The sequence below is a fragment of the Bradyrhizobium sp. LjRoot220 genome, assembly GCF_964252915.1.
GTDB lineage: Bacteria > Pseudomonadota > Alphaproteobacteria > Rhizobiales > Xanthobacteraceae > Bradyrhizobium.
This window is the reverse complement of record NZ_CAXUPS020000001.1, coordinates 1,118,748-1,142,315: the sequence shown is the minus strand read 5'-3', so window position 1 is coordinate 1,142,315 and position 23,568 is coordinate 1,118,748. Positions and strand designations below refer to the sequence as shown.

Annotated in this window: 17 protein-coding genes and 1 pseudogene; 3 read left to right on the top strand and 15 right to left on the bottom strand. The window is 62.3% G+C overall.

Annotation, left to right across the window (positions count from 1 at the left end; translation table 11 throughout):
- Position 1 precedes the first annotated feature (1 nt).
- Positions 2-880: an ABC transporter permease gene (locus ACSQ84_RS04780; RefSeq protein ID WP_436210466.1), complete on the top strand. Its 879-nt coding sequence runs from the start codon at positions 2-4 to the stop codon at positions 878-880.
- Between the two features lie 10 nt (positions 881-890).
- Here the strand turns inward: ACSQ84_RS04780 and ACSQ84_RS04775 are convergent, their stop codons facing one another.
- The 14 genes from ACSQ84_RS04775 to ACSQ84_RS04710 form a co-directional block, all read right to left on the bottom strand.
- A complete protein-coding gene (locus ACSQ84_RS04775) occupies positions 891-1,274 on the bottom strand; it encodes a RidA family protein (protein WP_436210465.1) in 384 nt (127 codons plus the stop codon).
- Between the two features lie 19 nt (positions 1,275-1,293).
- The gene (locus ACSQ84_RS04770) at positions 1,294-3,633 is read right to left on the bottom strand and encodes an acetamidase/formamidase family protein (RefSeq protein ID WP_436210464.1); all 2,340 of its coding nucleotides are present in this window, start codon (positions 3,631-3,633) and stop codon (positions 1,294-1,296) included.
- A gap of 130 nt (positions 3,634-3,763) precedes the next feature.
- Positions 3,764-5,005, bottom strand: a complete 1,242-nt coding sequence (locus tag ACSQ84_RS04765) for an acetamidase/formamidase family protein (RefSeq protein ID WP_436210463.1) — start codon at positions 5,003-5,005, stop codon at positions 3,764-3,766.
- 61 nt (positions 5,006-5,066) lie between these two features.
- Positions 5,067-6,692: an amino acid ABC transporter permease/ATP-binding protein gene (locus tag ACSQ84_RS04760; protein ID WP_436210462.1), complete on the bottom strand. Its 1,626-nt coding sequence runs from the start codon at positions 6,690-6,692 to the stop codon at positions 5,067-5,069.
- The gene (locus ACSQ84_RS04755) at positions 6,692-7,591 is read right to left on the bottom strand and encodes an ABC transporter substrate-binding protein (protein WP_436210461.1); all 900 of its coding nucleotides are present in this window, start codon (positions 7,589-7,591) and stop codon (positions 6,692-6,694) included. The genes ACSQ84_RS04760 and ACSQ84_RS04755 overlap by 1 nt, the downstream gene beginning before the upstream one ends.
- A 173-nt stretch (positions 7,592-7,764) precedes the next feature.
- A complete protein-coding gene (locus tag ACSQ84_RS04750) occupies positions 7,765-8,715 on the bottom strand; it encodes a catechol 2,3-dioxygenase (protein WP_436210460.1) in 951 nt (316 codons plus the stop codon).
- Positions 8,716-8,859: 144 nt separating this feature from the next.
- Positions 8,860-9,711: a hypothetical protein gene (locus tag ACSQ84_RS04745; RefSeq protein WP_436210459.1), complete on the bottom strand. Its 852-nt coding sequence runs from the start codon at positions 9,709-9,711 to the stop codon at positions 8,860-8,862.
- Between the two features lies 1 nt (position 9,712).
- The gene (locus ACSQ84_RS04740) at positions 9,713-10,405 is read right to left on the bottom strand and encodes a 4-carboxy-4-hydroxy-2-oxoadipate aldolase/oxaloacetate decarboxylase (RefSeq protein ID WP_436210458.1); all 693 of its coding nucleotides are present in this window, start codon (positions 10,403-10,405) and stop codon (positions 9,713-9,715) included.
- Complete coding sequence (locus tag ACSQ84_RS04735) at positions 10,402-11,127, bottom strand: PIG-L deacetylase family protein (RefSeq protein ID WP_436210457.1); 726 nt, start codon at positions 11,125-11,127, stop codon at positions 10,402-10,404. The genes ACSQ84_RS04740 and ACSQ84_RS04735 overlap by 4 nt, the downstream gene beginning before the upstream one ends.
- A gap of 26 nt (positions 11,128-11,153) precedes the next feature.
- Positions 11,154-12,158 carry a Bug family tripartite tricarboxylate transporter substrate binding protein gene (locus tag ACSQ84_RS04730; RefSeq protein ID WP_436210456.1) on the bottom strand — a complete coding sequence of 335 codons (1,005 nt, stop codon included), beginning with the start codon at positions 12,156-12,158 and terminating at the stop codon, positions 11,154-11,156.
- A 10-nt stretch (positions 12,159-12,168) separates the two neighbouring features.
- Positions 12,169-13,035 carry an amidohydrolase family protein gene (locus ACSQ84_RS04725; RefSeq protein WP_436210455.1) on the bottom strand — a complete coding sequence of 289 codons (867 nt, stop codon included), beginning with the start codon at positions 13,033-13,035 and terminating at the stop codon, positions 12,169-12,171.
- A 10-nt stretch (positions 13,036-13,045) separates the two neighbouring features.
- The gene (locus ACSQ84_RS04720; RefSeq protein WP_436210454.1) at positions 13,046-13,756 is read right to left on the bottom strand and encodes a TetR/AcrR family transcriptional regulator; all 711 of its coding nucleotides are present in this window, start codon (positions 13,754-13,756) and stop codon (positions 13,046-13,048) included.
- Positions 13,757-13,904: 148 nt separating this feature from the next.
- Positions 13,905-15,164 carry an MFS transporter gene (locus ACSQ84_RS04715; RefSeq protein WP_436210453.1) on the bottom strand — a complete coding sequence of 420 codons (1,260 nt, stop codon included), beginning with the start codon at positions 15,162-15,164 and terminating at the stop codon, positions 13,905-13,907.
- A gap of 231 nt (positions 15,165-15,395) precedes the next feature.
- Positions 15,396-16,319 (bottom strand): formylglycine-generating enzyme family protein, encoded by a 924-nt coding sequence (locus ACSQ84_RS04710; RefSeq protein WP_436211182.1) that lies wholly within the window; start codon positions 16,317-16,319, stop codon positions 15,396-15,398.
- A gap of 494 nt (positions 16,320-16,813) precedes the next feature.
- Here ACSQ84_RS04710 and ACSQ84_RS04705 point away from each other — a divergent pair, with 494 nt between their 5' ends.
- A complete protein-coding gene (locus ACSQ84_RS04705; protein WP_436210452.1) occupies positions 16,814-17,833 on the top strand; it encodes a helix-turn-helix transcriptional regulator in 1,020 nt (339 codons plus the stop codon).
- Between the two features lie 40 nt (positions 17,834-17,873).
- Here ACSQ84_RS04705 and ACSQ84_RS04700 read toward each other — a convergent pair.
- Positions 17,874-19,694 (bottom strand): annotated as a pseudogene (locus ACSQ84_RS04700) (putative bifunctional diguanylate cyclase/phosphodiesterase); the annotation flags it as partial.
- 487 nt (positions 19,695-20,181) lie between these two features.
- On the opposite strand from ACSQ84_RS04700, the gene ACSQ84_RS04695 reads away from it, so the two are divergent.
- Positions 20,182-21,927, top strand: a complete 1,746-nt coding sequence (locus ACSQ84_RS04695; RefSeq protein WP_436210451.1) for an ATP-binding protein — start codon at positions 20,182-20,184, stop codon at positions 21,925-21,927.
- Positions 21,928-23,568: the final 1,641 nt, after the last annotated feature.

Sequence of the window (23,568 nt, the reverse complement as noted above, 5' to 3'; positions counted from 1 at the left end):
GATGGGCGACAAGCGGTCGCGATCTTTTTACGTTCTGGCGGCGTTCTTCGCGGCCTACGTACTGTTCCTCTATGGGCCGATGATCGCGATCTACATCCTGTCGTTTCAGGGCCCCGATGGCGGGCTGACGTTCCCGATGAACGGGGTTTCGCTGGTGTGGTTCGGCAAGGTGTTCTCGGGCGCCGGCATCGTCGACATCGGCGCCGCCTTCAAGCGATCGCTCATGCTCGGCCTCGTCGTCATGGTCCTGACCGTCGTCCTTTCGGTTTCGGCCGGCATGGCCTTTCGAAAATCGTTCCGCGGCGCGACCGTGCTGTTTTATGTCGCGATCGCAAGCCTGATCATGCCATCGATCATCACCTCGCTCGGCATCGCGCTGGAATTTCGACTGCTGGACGATTTCATCATCAAGAGCGGCGCCGAAGGCTGGACCACGGCGATGGGACTTTTCACGTCAGGCCTTGGCGCCCATCTCACCTGGACCTTGCCGTTTGGCCTGCTGATCATGTTCGCGATCTTCAACCGCTTCGATAGCCGGCTCGAGGAGGCGGCGCGCGACCTTGGCGCGACGCCATGGCAGACCTTCCGCCATGTCGTGCTGCCGATCATATTGCCGTCCGTCGTGGGCATCGGTCTGTTCGGATTTACATTGTCGTGGGACGAACTCGCGCGTTCCAGCCAGGCGATCGGATCCGTCAACACCTTGCCGCTTGAATTGCAGGGCCTGACGACAACGGTGACAAAGCCGGACATCTACGCGCTGGGAACATTGACGAGCGCGGTATCCTTTCTTGTCATTTTCTCGGCGCTCGTCGTCATTCTCGTGCTGCAGGCACGCCAACGGCGCCACGGATCGGACGCCGGCAAGGGAATGGTGTAGAGCCGCTCGCTCACCCCCGCCGGCACACCAGATCGATCTCGACCAGCGCATCATAGGCCAGCCCCGTCACGCCGACGCAGGTTCGGGCCGGCAGGCGACCGGGCGCGAAATAGCTGCGGTAGGTCTCATTCATGTCGGCGTAGTCCTGCTTGAACTGCGTCAGATAAATGCGCGCCATCACCACGTGCTCGAACCCAAGCTCCAGGCCTGTCAGCACGAGCCGCAGATTTTCCATCACCGCGCGGGTCTGCGCGACGATACCTTCGGGCAGCATGCCCGGCGTGTCGGGCGTGTCCGGCATCTGGCCGGTGACGAAGACGAAGCCGTCGGTCTCGACGGCATGGCTGAACGGCGCTACGGGCTTCGGCCCGCCCGCGATCATGTGAAACTTCACTGCTGTTGGCCTCCGGTTATCACGACGCGTCCGGGAACAGCCGCTTGCTGAGGATCGCGTGGACGCCCCAATTGCCGTCAACGACCTGGGTGACGCCGAAGTCGACGGCGGCCGACATCAGCGCGATCGCCTCGTCTTCAGAGAGCCCTTTGACGTTCATCAGGAAGCGGCGCATCTTGCGGAACGCATCCTTCATCGCGAGGTCGAGCGAGGATTTTGTATAGACCTCGCTCTGTCCCTGCGCGCCGAATTCAGCCAGATAGTTCGGATGACTGAACCCGGTCAGCACCCAATCGGTCTCGGTCTCGATCAGGGGATAGCTGAGATCGGCAAAAGGGCGGCCCGCGAGATTGCCCTTCTTGTGCAGGATCACCTGAAACGTCCCCGTCATCGAACATTCGATCGCGGTGCCGGAGAGTTCGCCGTCACCCTGCGCCGCATGCGGATCGCCGATCGACAGCAACGCCCCGGGAACCGAGACGGGTAGATAAATCGTCGATCCCTTGCCGAGCCGCCAATTATCCAAATTGCCGCCGAAATAGGACGGCGGCACCGAGTCGACAAAGTCAGCCTCGCGCGGCGCCACGGCGATGACGCCGAAATGCGGCCGCAGCGGAATGCGAATGCCGTCGAGCACGGCGTGCCGCCGCTTCACGCTGCCCGCCACGACCGGCACGCCCGGATAGTCGTAGGTGGTATGGACCACGCCGAAGGGATCGGTCTGCGGCTCCCAGCGGTAGGAATAGAGCGCACGCGCATGCGGCGCGCCGCCGTCATGAAATATCTCGTAGATCGTCACCGCCTCGCGCGGCTTCGGCCCGGCCAGCAATTCGTCGTAATGATATCCCCACCAAGCTGCGACGCTGCTGCCGAACACCCGTCCCTGATATTGCGGGTTACGGCTCGGGCGCGGCACCATGTCGAGAATGCGGACCTCCAATACGTCGCCTGGCTGGGCTTCCTTCACCGCGACCGGGCCGGTGCAGATGTGGACGCCGAACCCCTCGCCCGCACCCCGGCCGAACACCGACGCATCCATCGGCCCGGCGCCGCGCCGGTCGACATTCTTGCAGCGGCTGGTCCAGCCGAACACGCTCTCGGCACCGGCGTCACCGGAGATCATCCGCTCGGGATCATCGGAGGCGTGTTGCGTCAGAGTTTCGATGGTGATGGTGTCGCCGGACGCGATCTCGATCTGCGGTGCCAGCATGCGGCTGAAGTAACCCCAATGCACCCGCGCCGCTTCCACGGAAATATGGTGGTGGGTTTGGTCGGCTTTGGCGATCCGATCATCGGCGTCGGCACGCGGAAAGCTTTTTCGGATCGTTCCCACCGTCTGATGCGCGCGCGAGTGGGCGAGCGCGTCCTGCGGCCAGCCGCGCTGACCTGCCGCCGCCGATGGCGCCGTCGCGCGCTCGACTTCCTGCTGGCGAAACTCGCGCGGCGGCAATCCAAAACGGTGACGGAAGGTCCGGCTAAAATGCGCGGAATCGCCGAAGCCGTAGCGATAGGCGATCTCGGAGATCGACTGATGCGCCCCCGCCGGGTTCGATAGATCGGCCCATGCACGCTGCAACCGCCGTTCGCGCACATAATGGGTGAAATTGTCGCCGACCCCTTCGAACAGCTTTTGCAAATAACGTTCCGAGATTCCCTCGGCCTGGGCAACCCGCGCCGGCGTCAGTTCGGGATCGTCGAGCCGGCGCTCGATGGTTTGGCAGATCCGGTGCAAGATCGCGGCCTGGGTCGCGCTGTGGCCGACATCCGATGTCGGAGCCGCGAGTTGGTGCGCGAAGGTCAGCAGCAGATCGGCGAGCCCCTGCGCGATAGCCGCCCATTCCACGTCGGTCAGCGATTCCAGCGTTCGCGCGGTCGCGTCCAGCATCCGCGAGAACACGTCGGCGAGTCCGCCGGGTGCGACGACACGCGCGTCGCCGAATTTCAGCTTGCCGGTGATGCGGCCATGCAGCGCCTCCGAAGTCACCGACAACACGATCACGCGCATGTCACGCTGGAACACGACGCTCCAGTCGCCGCTGCGCGGCAACAACAGCAAATGGCCGACCGGCACGATCCGGTGTCCCGATCCCTGCCGCAGCACCACGCCGTCCTCGACCGGCAACAGCGCGATCGGCAGGCTGTCACCGGAAGTCGGCAGCGGCGCCACACCCTGCGATCCAGCCGAAATCCGGGTCAAGGCCACGCCGGCGGCGTTACGATGAAACGCGGTCGCATGGCCGTCATGGAAGGCACAGGCGGCGGCGGCCGGCTGAAGGCCCACCGCAGCCAGCACATCCCGCCAGGCATCCGGGCGGTCGCTCGCGGCGTAGGATTCACTCGTGAACGGACGAAAACTCATCGTATCGACCCACCTTGGTCGATCGAAGCAACCTCTGTGCCAGACGCGCGCGATTGGACCACCCGGAAAACCGGCGCCGGAACCACATTGGTTATCGGCGTACCGCCGAAAGGCAATTCCTTTCAACGCATTAGTCGCACCTGAAGACGTTCTTGCGGATCGTGCCATGGACGCCCCAATTGGCATCCACGACCTGGGTCACGCCGAAATCCGCGCCGACCGACATCAGCGAAATCGCCTCATCTTCACTCAGACCGTGCACGGTCATCAGGAACCGGCGCAGTTTGCGGAACGCGTCGCGCATGGCACGGTCGAGGCTGGAATGGTTGGCGATCTCGGTTTGCGCGTTGGCGCCAAGTTCGGCGAGATAGTTGGGATAGGTGAAGCCGTAGACCGACCAGGCCTGCTCGGTCTCCAGCATCGGATGCGCCAATCCTTCGAGCGGGGTGCCGCCGAGGTCGCGATGCTTGTGCAGGATGAATTCGAAATCGCCGGTCAGGGACGTTTCGATGGCGGTGCCGCCGAGTTCGCTGTCGCCTTGCGCGGCATGGGGATCGCCGACCGAGAAGAAAGCGCCGGGCACCGCGACCGGATAATACATCCGTGCGCCCTTGCCCACCCGCCAATCATCGATATTGCCGCCGGTATAGCTCGGCGGAATCGAACTGACGAAATCGGCTTCCGAGGGCGCCAACCCCATGGTGCCGAAGTGCAGCCGGGCCGGCACCTTGACGCTAGTCAGGATATTTTCCCTCTTGCGGATCGTCGCATGATCGACCCGCACGCCGGGATAATCGATGGTCGCATGCACTATGCCGTCCGGATCGGTTTGCGGGGTCCAGACGTAGTTGTAGACTGCCCTCGCGAACGGCTCACCCGACGTGTCGAGTTCGAAGATCGTGATGACTTCGCGCGGCTTCGGCTCCTCGATCAAATCGTGATAATGAAAACCCCAATTCGCCGCCGCGTTGGATCCGAAGCAGCGGCCGGCATGACAGGCGTGACAAGCCGGCCTTGGCCTGACGTCGAGGATGCGCACTTCGAGGATATCGCCGGGTTCAGCGTTCTCGATCGCGACCGGGCCGGTCAAGAGATGGACGCCGACGCCTTCGCCCGAACCGCGAATGAACGGTCCTTCGGTCGGGCCGGAGCCGCGGCGGGCGACCGCCTTATGCTCGCGGGTCCAGTGAAACACGCTTTCGGCGCCGGGGTCGCCCGCGATCATCCGCTCGTAATCGTCGTTGGCGTGGTGGGTCAGCGTCTCGATCGTCGCACGGTCCCCCGAGCGAAGCGTCAGAGCCGGCGCGACCTTCTTGCTGAAATAACCCCAGTGAACGGTCGCCGGTGAAACCGGCAGGGTAAAGTGCTTCATGCTTGTGTCTCCTGGGGCCACGGTCGCAGAATTGCCATGCGTAGCGCGTGTTCACGTAACGTCATCTCACCGGCTCCGGCGCCCTGTCGGCTTCCATCACGCTGAGAAAACGGGCGGTGAGCGGGTGACGCGGGTTGGAGAGAACCTCATGCGCCGGCCCCTCCTCCAGAATCGTGCCGTCGCTCAGAAACGCGACGCGGTCGGCAACTTCATCGGCAAAGCGAATCTGATGGGTGGAGATAACCATGGTCAGGCCGTCGTCGATGGCGAGCCGCCGGATCACCTCCAGCACCTCATTGACGAGTTCGGGGTCCAGCGCGGACGTCGGTTCGTCCAGCAACAGCACGCTCGGGTTCGGCGCCAGCGCGCGCGCTATAGCGACCCGCTGCTGTTGCCCGCCCGAGAGGTGCCGGGGGAGTGCGTCGGCGCGATGGCTGAGACCGACGCGGTCGAGCAATTCGCGCGCCCGCCGGTCGGCGTCGAGCCGCGTCAACCCGTGCACCCAGCGTAATGGCCCCGCGACATTCTCTTTGGCCGTGAGATGGCTGAACAGGTTGAATTGCTGAAACACCATGCCGACACCAACACTGGCGCGCTCGTCGGCGATATCGCGCGGCGATAGGGGCTTGCCGTTGTCGCGGAAGCCGAGCCGCCGTCCACCGACGCGCACGATGCCTGAATCCGGATTTTCGAGATGGTTGATGCAGCGAAGCAACGTGCTCTTGCCGGAGCCGCTCGGACCCAATAGCGCCACCACTTCGCCGATGCGGACCGTCAGGTCGACGCCTTCGAGCACGGCCTGCGCGTCATAGCGCTTGCGCAGATTCTCGACCTCGACCACGACATTGTTGCGCGCGATGGTGGCAGATCGCCTGGCACGATCTTCACGCGTCAGCACCTTTGACGGCGCGAGCTCGACGCTTTCCGGCCGCACTACCACAGCGGGGTCGAGCGCGGCCGTCGCCTTCCCGTCCGCTTTCGGAAACATATCGACGCGGCGCCACGGCAGATATTCGGCAAACCGGCGACGCCGCACGGTGCGATCGAGATCGAGCCACCTCTCGACAAACAGCTGGATGACGCTGATCGCACCGGTCAGCAACAGGTAAAGCAGACCGGATGCCAAGAAGATCGAGAAGAAATCGAACGTCGAGGATGCGAGTTGCGTGCTTCGCAGCGTCAGCTCCTGTACGGCGATGACGGAGGCGAGCGAGGAATTCTTTAGCGCGCTGACCGATTCGTTGCCGAACGCCGGAATCATGGTGCGGATCGCCTGCGGCGCGATTACGCGCCGCATCAGCACCGCCGGCGTCATGCCGAGCGCCTGGCCGGCCGACACCTGCCCGCGATCGACGCCGAGCACGGCTGAGCGAAGCATTTCGGCGATGAACGGCGCTTCGTTGCAGGCCAGCGCCAACCCTGCTGCGATGATCGCGGGCAGTTTGATGCCGATATGCGGCAGAGCGTTGTAGGCAAACACCATCTGCAGCATCAACGGCGTGCCGCGAAAGATCACGGCGTACCCCCGCGCCAGCACGGCCAGGAGCCGGAAACGGCTGAGCTGCATCCAGGCCAGGATCAGCCCGAGGATCACGCCGCCGCCGAGCCCGAGGGCAGTCACCTGAAACGTGACCTGGATGCCCTCGAGCAAATACGGCATGCTTAGATAGTTCAGGAACAGGGACATCAATTGACCGTCAGCAGGCCCGGTTCCATGAGGTTTTCGGGATCAAGACCCCATTTCTTGAGCAGCGCGAGCTGATCGCCGGATTTGTAGATTTCCATCATCGCCGCCATCACGGCGTCGCGGAATTTGGGCTTGTTCTTGGGAACGGCGATGCCGACCGAATACGGGATCGTCACCGCGACCGCCTTCTCCAGCTTGTCGGGATAGGCCTTCACCGCATTATCGACGGTATTGACGTCGTTGATGTAGGTGTCGGCGCGGCCGGCAAGGATCGCCTGGATGCAATTGGCATTGTTGTCGTAGAGCTGCAGCGTCGGCTCAGGCTTGCCTTCGGCCTTGCAAATGGGAATCAGCGCCTGCACCAGCGGGACTTCGACGAAGCCGGTATTTTCGGCCGCCGCCGCCCCGCACAAGGAGGTGTTGATGCCGGTGATCTTTTTAGGATTGCCCTTGGCGACCAGCACGCCATCGAACACCTTCGAATAGGTGATGAAGTCGGCGGCCTTGGCGCGCTCCTCGGTGGCGTAGATGTCCGAGATCACGATATCGGCCTGGCCGGCGGCGAGCGTCGTCAGCAGGGCAGCGAAGGTGACCGCCTTGTAAGTAAGCTTGAAGCCGAGGCATTCGCCGATCTCCTCGCCGAGATCGATGTCGAAACCGATATATTTGCTGGGATCCTTCGGGTCGATCGATTCATAACCTGGCGTATGCGGGTTGATTGCATTGACCAGCGTCTTGCCTTTCCAGTCCGGATATTTTTCCTGCAGTGCCGCGCATCCTGCCGGCAGCGCCTGTGCGCTTGCAGGAATCAGGACTGCAGCGGCAAGGATTGATCCCAGGGCCGCCTTGCGCCACGGAAGTGAGGCGTGCCGTGCCCTTTTGAAAAGCCCTTTATGCATGTTGCCAGCTCCTTCGACTTTGTCATGGCGCCTGCCATGTTCCAAAACTCGAAGGAAAGCCTAGCGGCAACGGTCCCCGAAAAGCTTGTTCTGGGGCGTACAAAAAATTGGATCAGACGAGCCTGCGATTTGGGCACGGCTGCACAAAAAATGTCCGCGCGATTGGCGCCCCCTCACACCGGCGGCGTGCCGTGGGTGTGAAACGACTCGATCGTCTTCAGCCCCCAGGCCTGACCCTTCTTGCGCTCTTCCTCGGTCCAGATGATCGGCTTCCAGTCGGGCGCGAGAATGAGACGGGCGCCGGCGTTGGCGACTTCGACGCGGTTGCCGCCGGGCTCATAGACATAGAGGAAGAAGGTCTGCTGGATCGCGTGCTTGTGCGGGCCGGTCTCGATATGGATGCCGTGCTCCAGGAAAATATCGGCGGCGCGCAAAATTTCCTCACGGCTGTCGAGCGCATAGGTGACATGGTGGAAGCGGCCCATCTTGCCGTAGTGATCGCTTGTGTAGGCGAAGTCGTAGCTCTTGTTGCACATCGTCATCCACATCGCCGCTTCGGTGCCGTCGTTGAGCACGATCTGCTCGGTGGTCCGCAATCCCAGATAGTTTTCGAAGAACAGGCGGTTGGCCTTGATATCGACCGCCAGGCAATTGAGGTGGTCGAGCCGGCGGACATTGACGCCACGCGCCGGAAACCGCTGCGCCTGGTTCTTCAGCGCAGGTTTTAGCTCCGGCGGCGCCTGATACCATTCGGTCTCGTAATAGAGTTCGACGATGTGGCCGTCGGGATCGCGGCACCGAAATGCCGGCCCCTGCCCCATGTCGCCGTCGATCCAGCCGATCTCGAAGCCGGATCCCTTCAGCGCGGCGACGCGGCGTTCCAGCGCCTGCGGACTGCGCGCGCGTAGCGCCATGTGCTCCATCCCGGAGGTTTTTGACGCCGTGAGCTTCAGCGAATAGCGCTCGTAATCATCCCAGCCGCGCAGATAGACCGACTCGCCCTTGCGGCCGCTGACCGTCATGCCCATGACGTCGACAAAGAACTTTTCGCTCTCCTCCGGCTTTGGCGTCAGCATTTCCATGTGGCCGAGATGGGCGAGATCGAAGATCGGCTCGGGGGTCATTGTGTTGCTCCTGATGACCAAAATGCTCGGATCGTCATACCCCGCGAAAGCGGGGTATCCAGTACGCCGCGGCTCCTCTGTCGAACCGAACCTTCCCGGAGTGCTGGATCATCCGCTTTCGCGGATGATGACCGCTTGCGGATGCTACCAAAGCGCCCGCGTTACATCGTCGAACAATTCATCCACGCTGAACGCGCGCGGAATGAGCCCCTGCTGCGCGGAATAACCAATAATCAGCTCCAGCGAACGATGCATTTCGTCGGCGCTGAAGCGCGGCGTGGCCGGCGACGCCGCGGCCGACTCGGTCAGCAGGCGATGCACTTCCTGCACCGCGTCCGGATTTGTCTCGCACAGCGCCCGGCTCACCACCACCATGTGGTTGATCGGGACCACGTTATGCTTGGCAGCCCACGCCTTCTCCTCCGCCGCAACGTCGGCGAATAGCGGCTTCAAATCGGCATGCTCGGATTTCTCGCCGAGCACCGCGTCGAGTTCGCCGTCAACAAGCATCTGGATGATCTGTTTGCCGGCCGGCGCCCGCTTGGTCGTATCCTTGAATTCGGCGACATGGGCATCCTCGAAGGTCACCCAGTCGATCGAATTGAGATCAACGCCGTAATCATTGGCGAGAATGCCGCGCAGCCAGGCGCCGGTAGTTGTGGTGAAGGAGCGGATGCCGACGCGCTTGCCGCCCAGATCAGTGGGCGTCAGTGTGCCTCGTTTCGCGTTGTACAGCGCGAGGCTGTGCTGGAAGCGCGCCATCACCACATGAGGCAGCAGCACCATCGGCTTGTCAAAACCCTTGGCCATCAGATAGGTCACGATCGCCATCTCCGAGACGTCAAACGCGGCCTTGCGAACCATCGGCTTGAAGCCTTTGTTGGTCGGCGAATACTCGACGAAGTCGAACTCGACCAGACCCGACTTCAGCGCCCCGCTCTTCAGCGCTGCTGTCCCCGGATGGTCGCCGAGCAAAGTGCGTAGACGCATCGCCATCTCAGTCGCTCTCCGGCTCGTCGATGTAGACGAGGCCTGCTTTGGCCAGCGGCTCGCGCATCTTGTACATGTCGAGCCCGAGCACGCCGGCAGCAAGCTGCTTGCGCTTGCCGTCCTCGTCGGCGCGGCGCTTTTCGCCCTTGGCGACGACGTCGGCGGCGTCCTTGCGCCCGATCACCACGACGCCGTCGTCATCGGCGACAACGGCATCGCCCGGCACCACGTTGATTCCGGCGCAGACCACCGGCACGTTGACGGCGCCCAAGGTCGCCTTGACCGTGCCCCTGGCCGAAATCGCCTTCGACCATACCGGGAATCCCATCTCGCGCAGCGCCCTGGCATCGCGGACGCCGGCATCGATCACGAGGCCCTTCACGCCGCGCGCGATCAGCGATGTCGCCAGGAGATCGCCGAACATGCCGTCGGTATTGTCGGTGGTGCAGCCGACCACCAGGATGTCGCCGGGCTTGCACTGCTCCACCGCGACATGGATCATCCAGTTGTCGCCGGGCTGCGCCAGCACGGTCACCGCGGTGCCCGCCGCCTCGCCGCCGGCCCATACCGGACGCAGATAAGGCTTCATCAGGCCGAAGCGGCCATAGGCCTCATGCGCGGTGGCGACGCCAAGCGCACCGAGACGATTTACGAGATCAGCATCGGTACGCTTGATGTTGCGGACGACGACCGTTTTCATACCAACTCCTCCATCGCCATCGGGAACAGCCGCTGATAGGCCTCGCCATAGGTCATGGCCTTGCCGGAGTTGCGACCACCCTGCATGCCCCGCTGCAAAGCCACGCGCTCGTAATAGGCCCACAGGTGCTTTTGCGCCGCGAGTATCTCGAACGTTTTGCGCTTCTGCTCCCAGACCTCGTCGATGTTGAGGATCACCTGCGGCTTGAAATTGCACATCTCCGGTTGGTGCGGTTCGAACAGGAACACCGGCGGCGCGGCATAAGTGTACTTCGCGCCGGGCTTGTGGCCCATCGCCTGCGCGACCACGCGGGTTTCCTGCGCGAAATGCGCGGCGTTGGGGTGGTCGAAATTATAGGGATCCTCCAGCGCGTGGGTGAGGACGAAGGACGGATTGAGTTCGCGGTAGATATCGACCATGCGGTCGAAATGCGCTTCGGTGGTGCGCAGCGGATAATCGCCAGCATCGAAGAATTCGATTTCCGCGCCCAGCATTTCGGCGGCGCGCTGCGCTTCATCCCGCCTTCCGGCCTTGACCTTTTCCAGCGTGGCGCCGGATTCTTTCCAGGCGAACTGGCTCTCGCCGCGCTCGCCGAACGACAGGCAGGCGATCTTGATACGGTAACCCTTTTTGGCATGCAACGCGATCGCGCCGCCCGCGCGCCAGACAAAATCGCCGGGATGCGCCGTGACCACGAGACCCGTCTTGTTTGCATTGGTCATTGCTGTTTCCTCCGTTATTGGTCCGGCTATTGCTTCTCGATGCCCGCCCGCTCGATCACTTTAGCCCATTTCTCGATATCGTCCTTTAGCCGCTGCGCGATCTCCTCAGGCGTCGAGGCCCTGGCCTCGATGCCGAGTTCGAGCGCGCGCTTCTTCAGATCGGGCGTGTCGAGCACATCGCGCAGCGCGATGTTGAGCGTCTTGATCACCTCCGGCGGCGTGCCCCTGGGGGCGAAGATCGCGTTCCAGGAGCGCGCCTCGAAATCGCCGCCGCCCGCTTCCTTCACCGTTGGAACGTCAGGCAGGAAGCTGGTGCGGACCAGGCCGGACGACGATACCGCCGTCACCGCCTTGCCTGATATGTGCGACTGCACGGCCGTATAGTTCTCGATCGCCATCTGGATGTCGCCGCGCAATAGCGCGATCAGGACATCGGGCGAACTGCGGAACGGAACGATGGTGACATCGACACTGGCGGTGGATTTGAACAGCTGCGCCGAAAGGTTTTGCGTCGAGCCGACATTGATGGTGCCGACGTTGAGCCCGCCAGGCTTTTCCTGCGCCGCCTTGATGACATCGGCCAGCGTCCGGTACGGCGAGCCGGCCTGGGTGACGAGGATGAAGTCGAAATAACCCATGCTCGAGACCGGAACGAAATCCGTGACCGGATTGAAGCGAAGATTCTTGAACAGCGACACCGAAATCGCGGTGCCGTTGCTGAGCAGCGCCAGCGTATAGCCGTCCGCCGGCGACGACAGCACCGCACGCGCGGCATTGATGCCGCCGGCTCCCGGCATGTTCTCGATAACAAAACGCTGCCCCAGCTTTTCGCCCAGCTTCTCGGTGACGATCCGCGCGGTGACGTCGGCCACCCCGCCCGGACCGAACGAGAGAACCAGCCGCACCGGACGGTTGGGATAACTCTGGGCGTGCACCATCTGCGGCATCAGCAGCGCCGCTGCCAACGCAACGATCGCCCTGATCGATGCGCGCCGACTGTTCAAACCAAAGGCTTCACACTTGCCCGTCATGGTTGACCCGTCAGAATTCGAACAGCCGTGCGGGATTGTCGACCAGTATCTTCTGCTGCAGCGCCGGCTCCGGCGCGAACAGCGGAATGAGATCGACCAGGTCGCCGTCGTTCGGCATCGCGTTGACGTTGGGATGCGGCCAGTCGGTTCCCCAGATCACGCGATCCGGCGCGGTCCCGATGATGCGGCGCGCGAACGGCACTGCATCGTGGAACGGCGGACCGCTGGACACCCGTTCGCAACCGCACACCTTGACCCAGCATTTCTCGTCGCGCGCCATCAGGTCGATCAGGGTCCGGAATGGCAGCTGGTCGAGACCATCGGCGGCCTTGACGCGGCCCATGTGATCGATGGTGTAGCGCACCGGCAGTTTCGCCAGCATGTCGGCATAGTCAGGCAGATCGATCGCATCGAAATGCAGGTCGATGTGCCAGCCGAATGGTGCCACCATCGCAACGATTTTGTGAAACACCGCCATGTCGGGCACGCCACCGAGATGGCGGACGAAATTGAAGCGGCAGCCGCGGAAGCCGCCGTCATGCAGTGCGCGAAGCCCGCGCTCCGTAATCGAGTCATCGATGTTGGCTACGGCGCGAAAGGTCCCGTTGCTGACCGCGATGGCATCGAGTGCGACGCGGTTATCGGTGCCGTGCACGCTGGCATTGACGATGACGGCCCGGCCAATGCCGATCTTCCGGTGCAGTGCCCTGAAATCCTCCAGCGGCGCATCCGGCGGCGTGTACGGCCGTCCCGGCGCGTACGGATATTTGTCGCCGGGGCCGAAAATATGGGTGTGCGCATCGCACGCCAGCGGTGGCAGCCGGAATTTCGGCGTCCGCGTATTCGGATCAGGACCGGGAATAGTTGGCTTCGTCATCATGCTCTCGTCAGGGGCGTGAACGCGAACCGGCCGGCGCTTTCCTGGCCCCGGCCTTCGCAGCGGGTTCTCCGACTGGCGCGCCGTTGATGTCAGGCGCCTGCAGCGAGGCGACGGTGGCGGAAACCAGTTGCTCGATCGCCTCGGCCATGTCGGCGCCATCGGCCTCGCCGCGCGACAGCCGCGTCACCCGCTCCGGGCTGACGAGGGTGTAATAGAGCGCGCCGAGCAGGAACTGGGATCGCCACACCAGCGTCTTGCGCGGCAGATGCGGCAGGCTCTGCTCGATCGCTTCGATGAACGCATTGGTGGTGTCGTCGAAGATTTCCGCGATGATGCGGCCGACCACGGCGTTGCCTTCCGCCGACATGACAGCGCGCAGCCGCGTAAACCGCGCGCCCCCGCCAGCCAGATCGCTGCTCGACGAAAACGCCGGCTGCACATAGGCACGCACGATCGCCTCGAGCCGATCCTGCACGTCGCGCACGCGCTTCGCCGCCACCAGCAGTTCAATGCGGCGCTTGTTCATGGGGCCGCAGTGCCGCTTGTAGATCTCCAGCAGCAGGCCGTCCTTGCTCTTGAAATGATAGGTGACGCTGCCGGGGTTGGCGCCCGCCTCCAGCGCGATGTCGCGGATCGACACCGCATTGAAGCCACGGGTCGAGAACAGCGTCTCGGCCGAGCTCAGGATCGCCTCCCGCATATTGGGATTGCGCGTCATGGGATTGCTTTCCGCTTTCTCTTTTGTACAGATGTACAAATCTAAAGGCCAAGTCAATAAATATATGGCGAGCATCGGACGGCACGCGCACGTGGCGATATAGCCGACGCCGCACGCAGCCAATCAGGAGATCCAGTGAGGCCGCGCCCTACCGCGCATTGGCCGGGGCATGCACCGGCCACAAATCGTCGCGCCAGCGCAGCACGGTGGCGAGTATCAGCGCGAGGCCGAAAGCCGCATACAGCGTTCCGGTCGCCGCAAAACCGATTTCGTCGATCAGGCTACCGGCGGCAAGCAGGCCAAACGGCAGGCCGTAGATCACCATCATGCGCACGCCCATCACCCGGCCGCGAAAATTCTCGGCGGAAGTGCGCATCAGGATGACGGCGATCGAGATCATGGCAAGGCTCTGCGAGAATCCGGCAATCACCAGACAGACGATCGCGGTCGGCACCGTCTGCATCTGCACGAACAGCAGCAGCGTCGCATACCACAGCACGGTCGAGGCGATCATCAGCCGGGCCACCCGGATACCGTGGACCAGGCTCAGCACGATCGAGCCGGCCAGCGAGCCGATGGCAAAACTTGCCGAGAGATAGCCGAGCCCGGTCTGGTTGGTGTCGTAGATCGCCTTGGCAACGTAGGGCAGCAATCCGTTGGTCAGCGGATAGGCCGTGAGGTTGGCGAGGAACGCGACCCAGAGCGCGGCGCGCATGCGCGGTGTGGTCCAGCAATAGGCCACGCCCTCCATCAGGTCGCGCAATGGCGAGGGCCGCAGCGCTTCAGTTTCGGCATCGCCGGTTCGATGCGGCTTCACAGGCGCCGCCACGCACAGCGTCAGCGCCGTCGCGACGAGATAGAGGCAGACGATCGCCACATAGGCCGGCCCCATCCCGAGCGCGGCGAACAATCCGGCGCCGCTCAGCGCGCCGGCGATGCGTGCGGTATCCATCGTGGTCCGGGAAATGCTGATGGCACCGATCAACTGATCGCGCGGCATGATGGTGGCGACCAGCGCGCCGCGCACGCCGAGGTCCGACGGCCGGACCACACCCATCAGCGCCGCGACGGCAAACACAAAGAGCGGGCTGAGATGGCCTGACAACGCCAGCGCCATCAGCACAGTCGCCAGCACGGCATAGCACGCGCGCATCATGGCCAGCAGATCGCGATGGCCGATGCGATCGCCGACGACGCCGAACATCGGGGCGACCAATGTGCCGATATAGCCGAGGGAAGCGAACACCGTGAGCAGCAGCACCGACCCGGTCTCGACCAGCACGTACCAGCCGAGGATGATCATCTCCATCTCGAACGCCCACGAGGTGAGCAGATCGGCGGGCCACTGGAAACGATAATTCCGGATCCGGAACGGAGCGAGCGCGGAAGGCCGCGCGAAGTCGCTCAAGACGCGCTGTCGCGAATCATCGCGTTCCACCCTGCCCTGTTTCTTGTTCTTTGCTTCAGTTTGGATACCGTGCAGCGATCGCTTGTGTCAATTAAGACGCACCTTCGGGCAGGCGCTCGAACTGCACCGCTGCCATGCGCCGACCTATCCCTGGCCTCCCGCGGACGCCAGCATCGGTTCAAACGAACTTTCGTCGCGCTTGCGCCGGGTTTGAATGACATGCCGCCAGATTTATCGCGCGGCCGGGATCCTCAGCACGCATCGAAATCCGAGATGACTGGTGGATGTGTCGATCGCCTCGGCGATGCGCGCGGCCGGTCGGCAGTGGCGGCAATCATTCGGCGCACAGAGATGCGAACCGCCCTTGACGACCTTGCGCGGGATTTTGAGGTTCGGCGCGCGAGGGCCGCGACTTCCCTCCATTCGCCCGCCGCGCGGATTTCCGGGAATGGAGCATGCCTCTGGGGTGGCCGCCTGGTGTTTTGGCGAATACCAGTCGGCCGTCCATTCCCAGACATTGCCGATCATGTCGTAGACACCATAACCATTGGGTGGAAAGGCCGTTACCGGGGAAGTGCGCTCGTAGCCGTCCTGACGAAGGTTGCGCAACGGGAATTCCCCCTGCCAGGTATTGGCCATGTGAACGCCGCCGGGCGTCAATTCATCGCCCCACGCGAATTCGGCGCGGCCGAGCCCGCCGCGCGCCGCAAGCTCCCATTCGGCCTCGTTCGGCAGCTCCTTGCCGGCCCATTGCGCATAGGCGAGCGCATCGCGGTAAGACACCTGCACCACCGGATGATCGTTCAAGCTGTTGATGTCGCTCCTGGGGCCGTAAGGGTGCCGCCAGTTGGCTCCCTTCAGGAAGGTCCACCATCGGCTGCAGTCTCGTAAATCATAGGTCGAGTGCGGTCGCTCGAACACGAGGGAACCCGCCTCGGGCATATCCGGCAACGCACCGGTACAGGACTCCGGATCGGCTGGGGTTTCGGCATTGGTTTTGTAGCCGGTCGCGATCACAAACCGCGCAAACTGACGGTTGGTCACCGGCGTGCGGTCGATCCAAAAGCCGCCCACCGTCACAAGGTGGGCCGGCGCTTCCTCCGGATAGTGATTGTCGGAACCCATCTGGAAGGTGCCGTCAGGAATCCAGACCATATCGATGGTCCGGTCATCTTCCGATTCCCGATTGCCCCGCAGGATGTCGGGTTGCAGCAACGTCACGGCACGAACTCCAGAAATGCGCGGGTGGCACAGCGCATTGGCGGATTGGCTCGATCCCTGAACAGCTCATGGGCGCGAAGCAATGGCGCACCAGCAAGCTAGATGAATCGCGAACGGATGTGATGTGCAATTTGTGCCAATCTGTAATGAAGCAGGCTCACAACACAAATGCGCGATTTCACAAATCGGCCAATTCGTTGATTTGATGCGAGCCGATCTCCAAGAAAAATTGTGTGAATGTGTGATGCAGATGGGAACCCGAGCCATCGAAACTGACGTCGCGCGTGCCAAGTCCGGCTAAACTCAAGTCCGGCTAAACTTATTGTCGTCACGCTCAAGTTGTGACTAGACTGGTGTGCGCTGATTTGCGTTGGCCGATTCCGATCGTCGTCGGGCGAGACGTTGCAAGGCCGAGGGAGCGCCGAACCATGAGCGGGCAGCTTGCGGTCAATACCTGTAGTCTGGACAGCTTCGAAGGCCTTCACCAGGCGATCAGGGGATCCCATGTCGAGGTGATGCAACTCGGCCGCGGAAAGTTTCGCGGCGCGTTGAGCCATGTCGGCATCGGGGATTTTTCGCTCAGTATCGGCTCGTTTTCCGTCGGCGTCCGCACCCAGCGCATTTCGACCGACGACAAGCTGGTCGTGGGCATGCTGCTAAGTTCCGAAGACCGCGTTACCCATTGGTCTTTCGATATGCGTCCGGCGGACGTCCTGATCATGCCGCCCAGCACCGAGCACGACGGAGTTTTCCACGGCGCCTCAGCCTATGCCGCGATCCGTCTCGACCTCGCCGAGGTGATGTCCCTGTTCAAGGGCGAACCAAGGTTGAGCGACCCCGCCGCATGGCTCAACAAGAACGTCTATCACGCGGACCCTTCGATCGGCATGGCGGCGACACGGCGGCTGCCGCTGATCATTTCCCGGCTGGCACGGCAGCAGACCGCCTTATCCGATGCCGTCGCCGATTTCTGGAAGCGCTCGATCGTCGACGCCGTTACCGGAACCATCGTGCAATCGTTACCGCCTGACAGCAGAGGGCTTTTGCCCTCGGCGATGCAACTGGTCGGTAAAGTCGACGACTATCTCGATGCAGCCGGCCTTCGCCCGGTGCACGTTTCCGAAATCTGCGCCCATCTCAACGTCTCGCGGCGGACACTGCATCGCGCCTTTTACGAGGTTCTCGGTCTCGGACCCATCACCTACCTGCGTCACAAACGGCTTTGCGCGATTCATTCCGCCTTGAGGGAAAGCAATCCCGCGATGGTCACCGTCGCGCGGGTGGCGATCCAGCACGGTTTCATCGAGCTTGGACGCTTCTCGCACTACTATCATTCGCTGTTCGGGGAGTATCCGTCGGAAACGCTGGGCGGCCGCGGGTTCCGCGCGCGCAAGGAGATCGATCCGAGTTTGGCCGAGCCGGTTCCGGTCGGCATTAACACCCATTAACCGGTCGCACCCGCGAAACCGGCCGGCGTCAAATTCCGATTCAAGCCGCTGATACCACCTTGCCGCGGTGCGAGAGCAACAGCCGCCGGATCTCCACGGCCGGTATTGCGGGGCTGAACAGAAACCCCTGTATTTCGGTGCAGCCGAGGATGTACAGCAGATTGCGTTGCTGCTCGGTCTCGACGCCTTCCGCTGTCGTCGTCATGTCGCTCGCGGCCGCGATGTTCACCACCGCCTGGACGATTGACGAGGAAGCGCCGGCGCCGGCGAGATCCTTGATGAAGGAGCGGTCGATCTTGATCTTGTCGAATGGAAATCGCTGCAGATAGCTCAGCGAGGAATAGCCGGTGCCAAAATCGTCCAGCGCGATGCGCACGCCGAGCTTGCGCAACTGATGCAAAACCTCCAGCGCGCCCTCGTCGTCGCGGATCAGCACGGCTTCGGTGATCTCGAGTTCGAGCCTGGAGGCGGCGAGGCCCGACGCGGCAAGGGCTGCCGCCACGTTGAGCGCCAGTGTCTGGCTCCGAAACTGCACCGGCGAGACGTTGACCGCGACGCGGACCTCCACCGGCCATTTGGCCGCCTCGGCGCAGGCCGCATTGAGCACAAAGTGGCCAAGTTCGTTGATCAGGCCGGTCTCTTCCGCGACCGGAATGAATTCCGCGGGCGAGATCATGCCGCGCTTGAGGTGGCGCCATCGCAGCAGCGCCTCGCAACAGGAGATCTTGCCGTCCTCGAGATTGAGCACCGGCTGGTAGTAGGCCTCAAGATCGCCATCCGAGATCGCCTGACCCAATTCGAGTTCCAGAATTCGCCGCGCCCTGGCGCGCGCATCCATGCCGGCCTCGAAGAACCGGTAGGTCCGCCGTCCGTCTGCTTTGGCGCTGTATAGCGCAAGGTCGGCGTTCCGCAGCAACTGGTCAAGATCCAGCCCATCGACGGGCGCAAGCGCGATGCCGATGCTGGCATCGGTCGTGATCAGGTGGCCCGAACACTCGAACGGCGTCCTGATCGCCGCATAAATTCCGTCAACGAGTTGAGTGGTTTCCGACTGTCTCTTGATAGCGGTCTGAATGACGGCGAATTCGTCACCGCCGAGCCGCGCCGCCACGTCGGTTTCTTTCAGGCAGCCGCGCAGGCGATCGGCCACGCCCTTGAGCAACTCGTCGCCGATCGCATGGCCGAGGGCATCGTTGACGCGCTTGAATTCGTCGATGTCGATATAAAGTACTGCGATTTGTTCGCCGGGCCTGACGGCCTTCAGCGCCTGTTCCAGCCGCTCGCGAAACAGGACCCGGTTGGGCAGATCGGTCAGCCCGTCGTAATGCGCCAGATGGGCGATCTTCTCCTCGGCGCGGGTGCGCTCGGTGATGTCCTCGATCGTGGCCACCCAGCCGCCCGCCTTCAGCGGCCGGTTGACGATCTCGATCGCGCGGCCGCCAGGTGCTTCCGTAAGCTGTCGCGTGGCCTTGCCGAGCGACACGGTGCGGATGATGGCGTCGCAGAACTCGTCGACATCGCCATCGAAGGATCCGGTTTCCTTGCGGTGCTCGATCAGGCGATGCATCGAGCAGCCGGACTTCGCCACATCCGGCGACAATCCGAACATATCAATATAAGGCTGATTGCAAATGACGATGCGCGCCGATGCATCATAGAGAACAAGACCCTGCGGGATATTGTTCACGGCAACCGTGAGCTGGCGCCGCTCCGCCGCGAGCCGCTGCTCGGACAACCGATGGCGCCTCAGCAGCACGCCGACGACGACGGCGAGGACCGCAACAAAGGCAAGCAACACACGTTCGCGCAGGCCCCACGCCGAGGTCGCCACGCCAGCCGAAATGACCGCGGCGATCAGGACCGCACAAAAAGCAAGGCGCTTTGCCGTTCCGGGCTTCTCAGCAGGATTCGTCAAACCGCGGGGCATGTGATGGCCGCTATCGAAAGTCACCTGGTCCTCCCCAGCGTGACAACGCTACGCATGACAGATGGAAGGTGCGTTACAACTTGCGGTTAGCAATCGGTTACCGCGATACACGGCCTGGTTCCATCGCCGGCATCGCAGGTTAGCGGCACGCGTTGATCAGGGCAGGCCTCTCCTTGGAGGTGGTAAACAAAGGATTAAACCGGGGCGGTCTGTCGTGCACGCGGGCAATTGCGAAAAAGCACTGATTTTCCTGCTTAACTTGGATGTCGATACGGCGATCAGAACCGTTTGCGCAACGGATCATGAGGCGGGATGCAGCGGATTTAGCGAATCCGAAACCTCGTCCGCTTAACCGTTTCGCTAGTGCCGGCCGCCCATAATGCGGTCCGATCCATTTTCATGACATGCCAGGTTCAACATCGTGACATCCTTCGGACGTGTGATTTCGGTGCGCGGCTCCCTCGCCCGGGTCGGACTTCTGGCGGTAAGCCAGATGGCCACCTCGGAAGTTCGTGCCACCGTCGGCCGCTTCATCAGCATTCGCTGCGCAACTTCCACCATCGTCGCCATGATCACCGACGTTTCCTGCGAGGACCTGCCGAGTTCCGACACCTACATTGCCACTGCCGGGGTCGACCTGCTCGGCGAAATCCTCGGCGGCGAGCGGCCGAAATTCCAGCGCGGCGTCACCAACTATCCGACCATCGGCGATGCCGTCGAGCTGATCACCAATCAGGAATTGCGTACGGTCTACGCCCCGACCGGGTCGGACCAGATCAATGTCGGCACCCTGCAGCAGGACCGTTCGGTCATTGCCTATGTCGACGTCGAGGAAATGCTCTCCAAGCATTTCGCCGTACTCGGATCGACCGGCGTCGGTAAATCGACCGGCGTATCGCTGCTGCTCAACGAGATCCTCAAAGCGCGGCCGAACCTGCGGATCTTCCTGCTCGACGTCCACAATGAATACGGCCGCTGCTTCGGCGACCGCGCGCTGGTGCTGAACCCGCGGAACCTGAAGCTGCCGTTCTGGCTGTTCAATTTCGAAGAGATCGTCGACGTGCTGTTCGCCGGCCGCCCCGGCGTGCCGGAAGAGCTCGATATTCTCGCCGAAGTCGTTCCGATGGCGAAGGGCATCTACACCCAGTACCAGAACGCCGACCGCGTCGGCCTGAAGCGGATCGATCCCAAGGCGATCGGCTATACCGTCGATACGCCGGTGCCGTATCGGCTGGTCGATCTGATTTCGCTGATCGACGAGCGGATGGGCAAGCTGGAAAATCGCTCCTCGCGCATCATCTATCACAAGCTGATTTCGCGCATCGAGACCGTCCGCAACGACCCGCGCTACGCCTTCATGTTCGACAACGCCAATGTCGGCGGCGACACCATGGCGGAAGTCATCAGCCACCTGTTCCGCCTGCCCGCCAACGGCCGGCCGATGACCATCATGCAGCTCGCCGGCTTCCCCGCCGAAGTCGTCGATTCCGTGGTCTCGGTGCTGTGCCGCATGGCGTTCGACTTCGGCCTGTGGAGCGACGGCGTCTCGCCGCTATTGTTCGTCTGCGAAGAGGCGCATCGCTACGCCGCCGCGGACCGCAATATCGGCTTCGGTCCGACCCGCAAGGCGGTCTCGCGCATCGCCAAGGAAGGCCGCAAATACGGCGTCTATCTCGGCCTGGTCACGCAGCGGCCGGCCGAACTCGACGCCACCATCATCTCCCAGTGCAACACGCTGTTTGCGATGCGCCTCGCCAACGACCGCGACCAGGCGCTGCTGCGCTCGGCGGTCTCGGACGCCGCCGCCAACCTGCTGTCGTTCGTGCCTTCGCTCGGCACCCGCGAGGTGCTGGCGTTCGGCGAGGGCGTCGCGCTGCCGACGCGGCTGCGCTTCAAGGAAGTCCCGCTCCATCAATTGCCGCGCAGCGAAGCCACCATCTCGACCTCGCCCTCGATTGCGGCCGGTCACGACATGCATTTCGTCAGTGCCGTGCTGGACCGCTGGCGCGGCGCCACCTCGCATCGCGACGTGCCCAACGATCCCATGATCAACGAACGGCCGGCCGCCCGAACGCTGGAACCGCGCGCGGTGGAAGCGCCGATGCTGCAGCCGTCGCTCGGGCTCGATCCCGACCGCTTCTCGCTGTTGAAGAAGCCGCTGCGCTGACGGGTCTGCGGCTTGCGGGCTGATCGGGACAGCCGAAAGGCCGACCCGGTCAAACCAAAATATCGAAAACAACCCCATGCAAAGAAAGCAACCCCTTGTAAACAAAGGGGTCGCCGGCATGGATGCCTACCGCGCAAAAACATTTTGACACGTCGGGCAAATCACCGGCACGTTTCCACCATCGCGCCAATTGTTGACCCGACCATGGCCTTTCCCATCGGGCTCTCCGCGTGAGCGCAAACCAAAATTCCGATCAGAATGACGACGGCGACAGTGCCCTTAATCGCTGCAGGTTCGGCGTTACTGGCACAGCCTGTAGGGCGGGTTCTCTTTAACCCGCCGCTTCACGTGAATCACCTAAAACGGTGACAGTGCACTCAACTGACAGAGGCTATTAAGTGCACTGTCACCGAAATTGATCGGGACAGGCGAAAGGCCGACCCGGTCAAACCAAAATATCGAAAACAACCCCATGCATAGAAAGCAACCCCTTGCAAACAAAGGGGTCGTCGGCATGGATGCCTACCGCGCAAAAACATTTTGACACGTCGGGCAAATCACCGGCACGTTTCCACCATCGCGCCAATTGTTGACCCGACCATGGCCTTTCCCATCGGGCTCTCCGCGTGAGCGCAAACCAAAATTCCGATCAGAATGACGACGGCGACAGTGCCCTTAATCGCTGCAGGTTCGGCGTTACTGGCACAGCCTGTAGGGCGGGTTCTCTTTAACCCGCCGCTTCACGTGAATCACCTAAAACGGTGACAGTGCACTCAACTGACAGAGGCTATTAAGTGCACTGTCACCGAAATTGATCGGGACAGGCGAAAGGCCGACCCGGTCAAACCAAAATATCGAAAACAACCCCATGCATAGAAAGCAACCCCTTGCAAACAAAGGGGTCGTCGGCATGGATGCCTACCGCGCAAAAACATTTTGACACGTCGGGCAAATCACCGGCACGTTTCCACCATCGCGCCAATTGTTGACCCGACCATGGCCTTTCCCATCGGGCTCTCCGCGTGAGCGCAAACCAAAATTCCGATCAGAATGACGACGGCGACAGTGCCCTTAATCGCTGCAGGTTCGGCGTTACTGGCACAGCCTGTAGGGCGGGTTCTCTTTAACCCGCCGCTTCACGTGAATCACCTAAAACGGTGACAGTGCACTCAACTGACAGAGGCTATTAAGTGCACTGTCACCGAAATTGATCGGGACAGGCGAAAGGCCGACCCGGTCAAACCAAAATATCGAAAACAACCCCATGCATAGAAAGCAACCCCTTGCAAACAAAGGGGTCGTCGGCATGGATGCCTACCGCGCAAAAACATTTTGACACGTCGGGCAAATCACCGGCACGTTTCCACCATCGCGCCAATTGTTGACCCGACCATGGCCTTTCCCATCGGGCTCTCCGCGTGAGCGCAAACCAAAATTCCGATCGGTGCCTCTCTTACGGGTGCAGTCTGTAGCCTGTAGGGCGGGTTCTCTTTAACCCGCCACTTCACGTGAAGCACCTAAATCGGTGAAATCGGTGACAGTGCACTCAATCGACAGGCTATTAAGTGCACTGTCACCGAAATAGAAATGAGCCGTGCCATCATTACTGTCAGGCGCGATCGGCGACGCTGTGCTCACCAC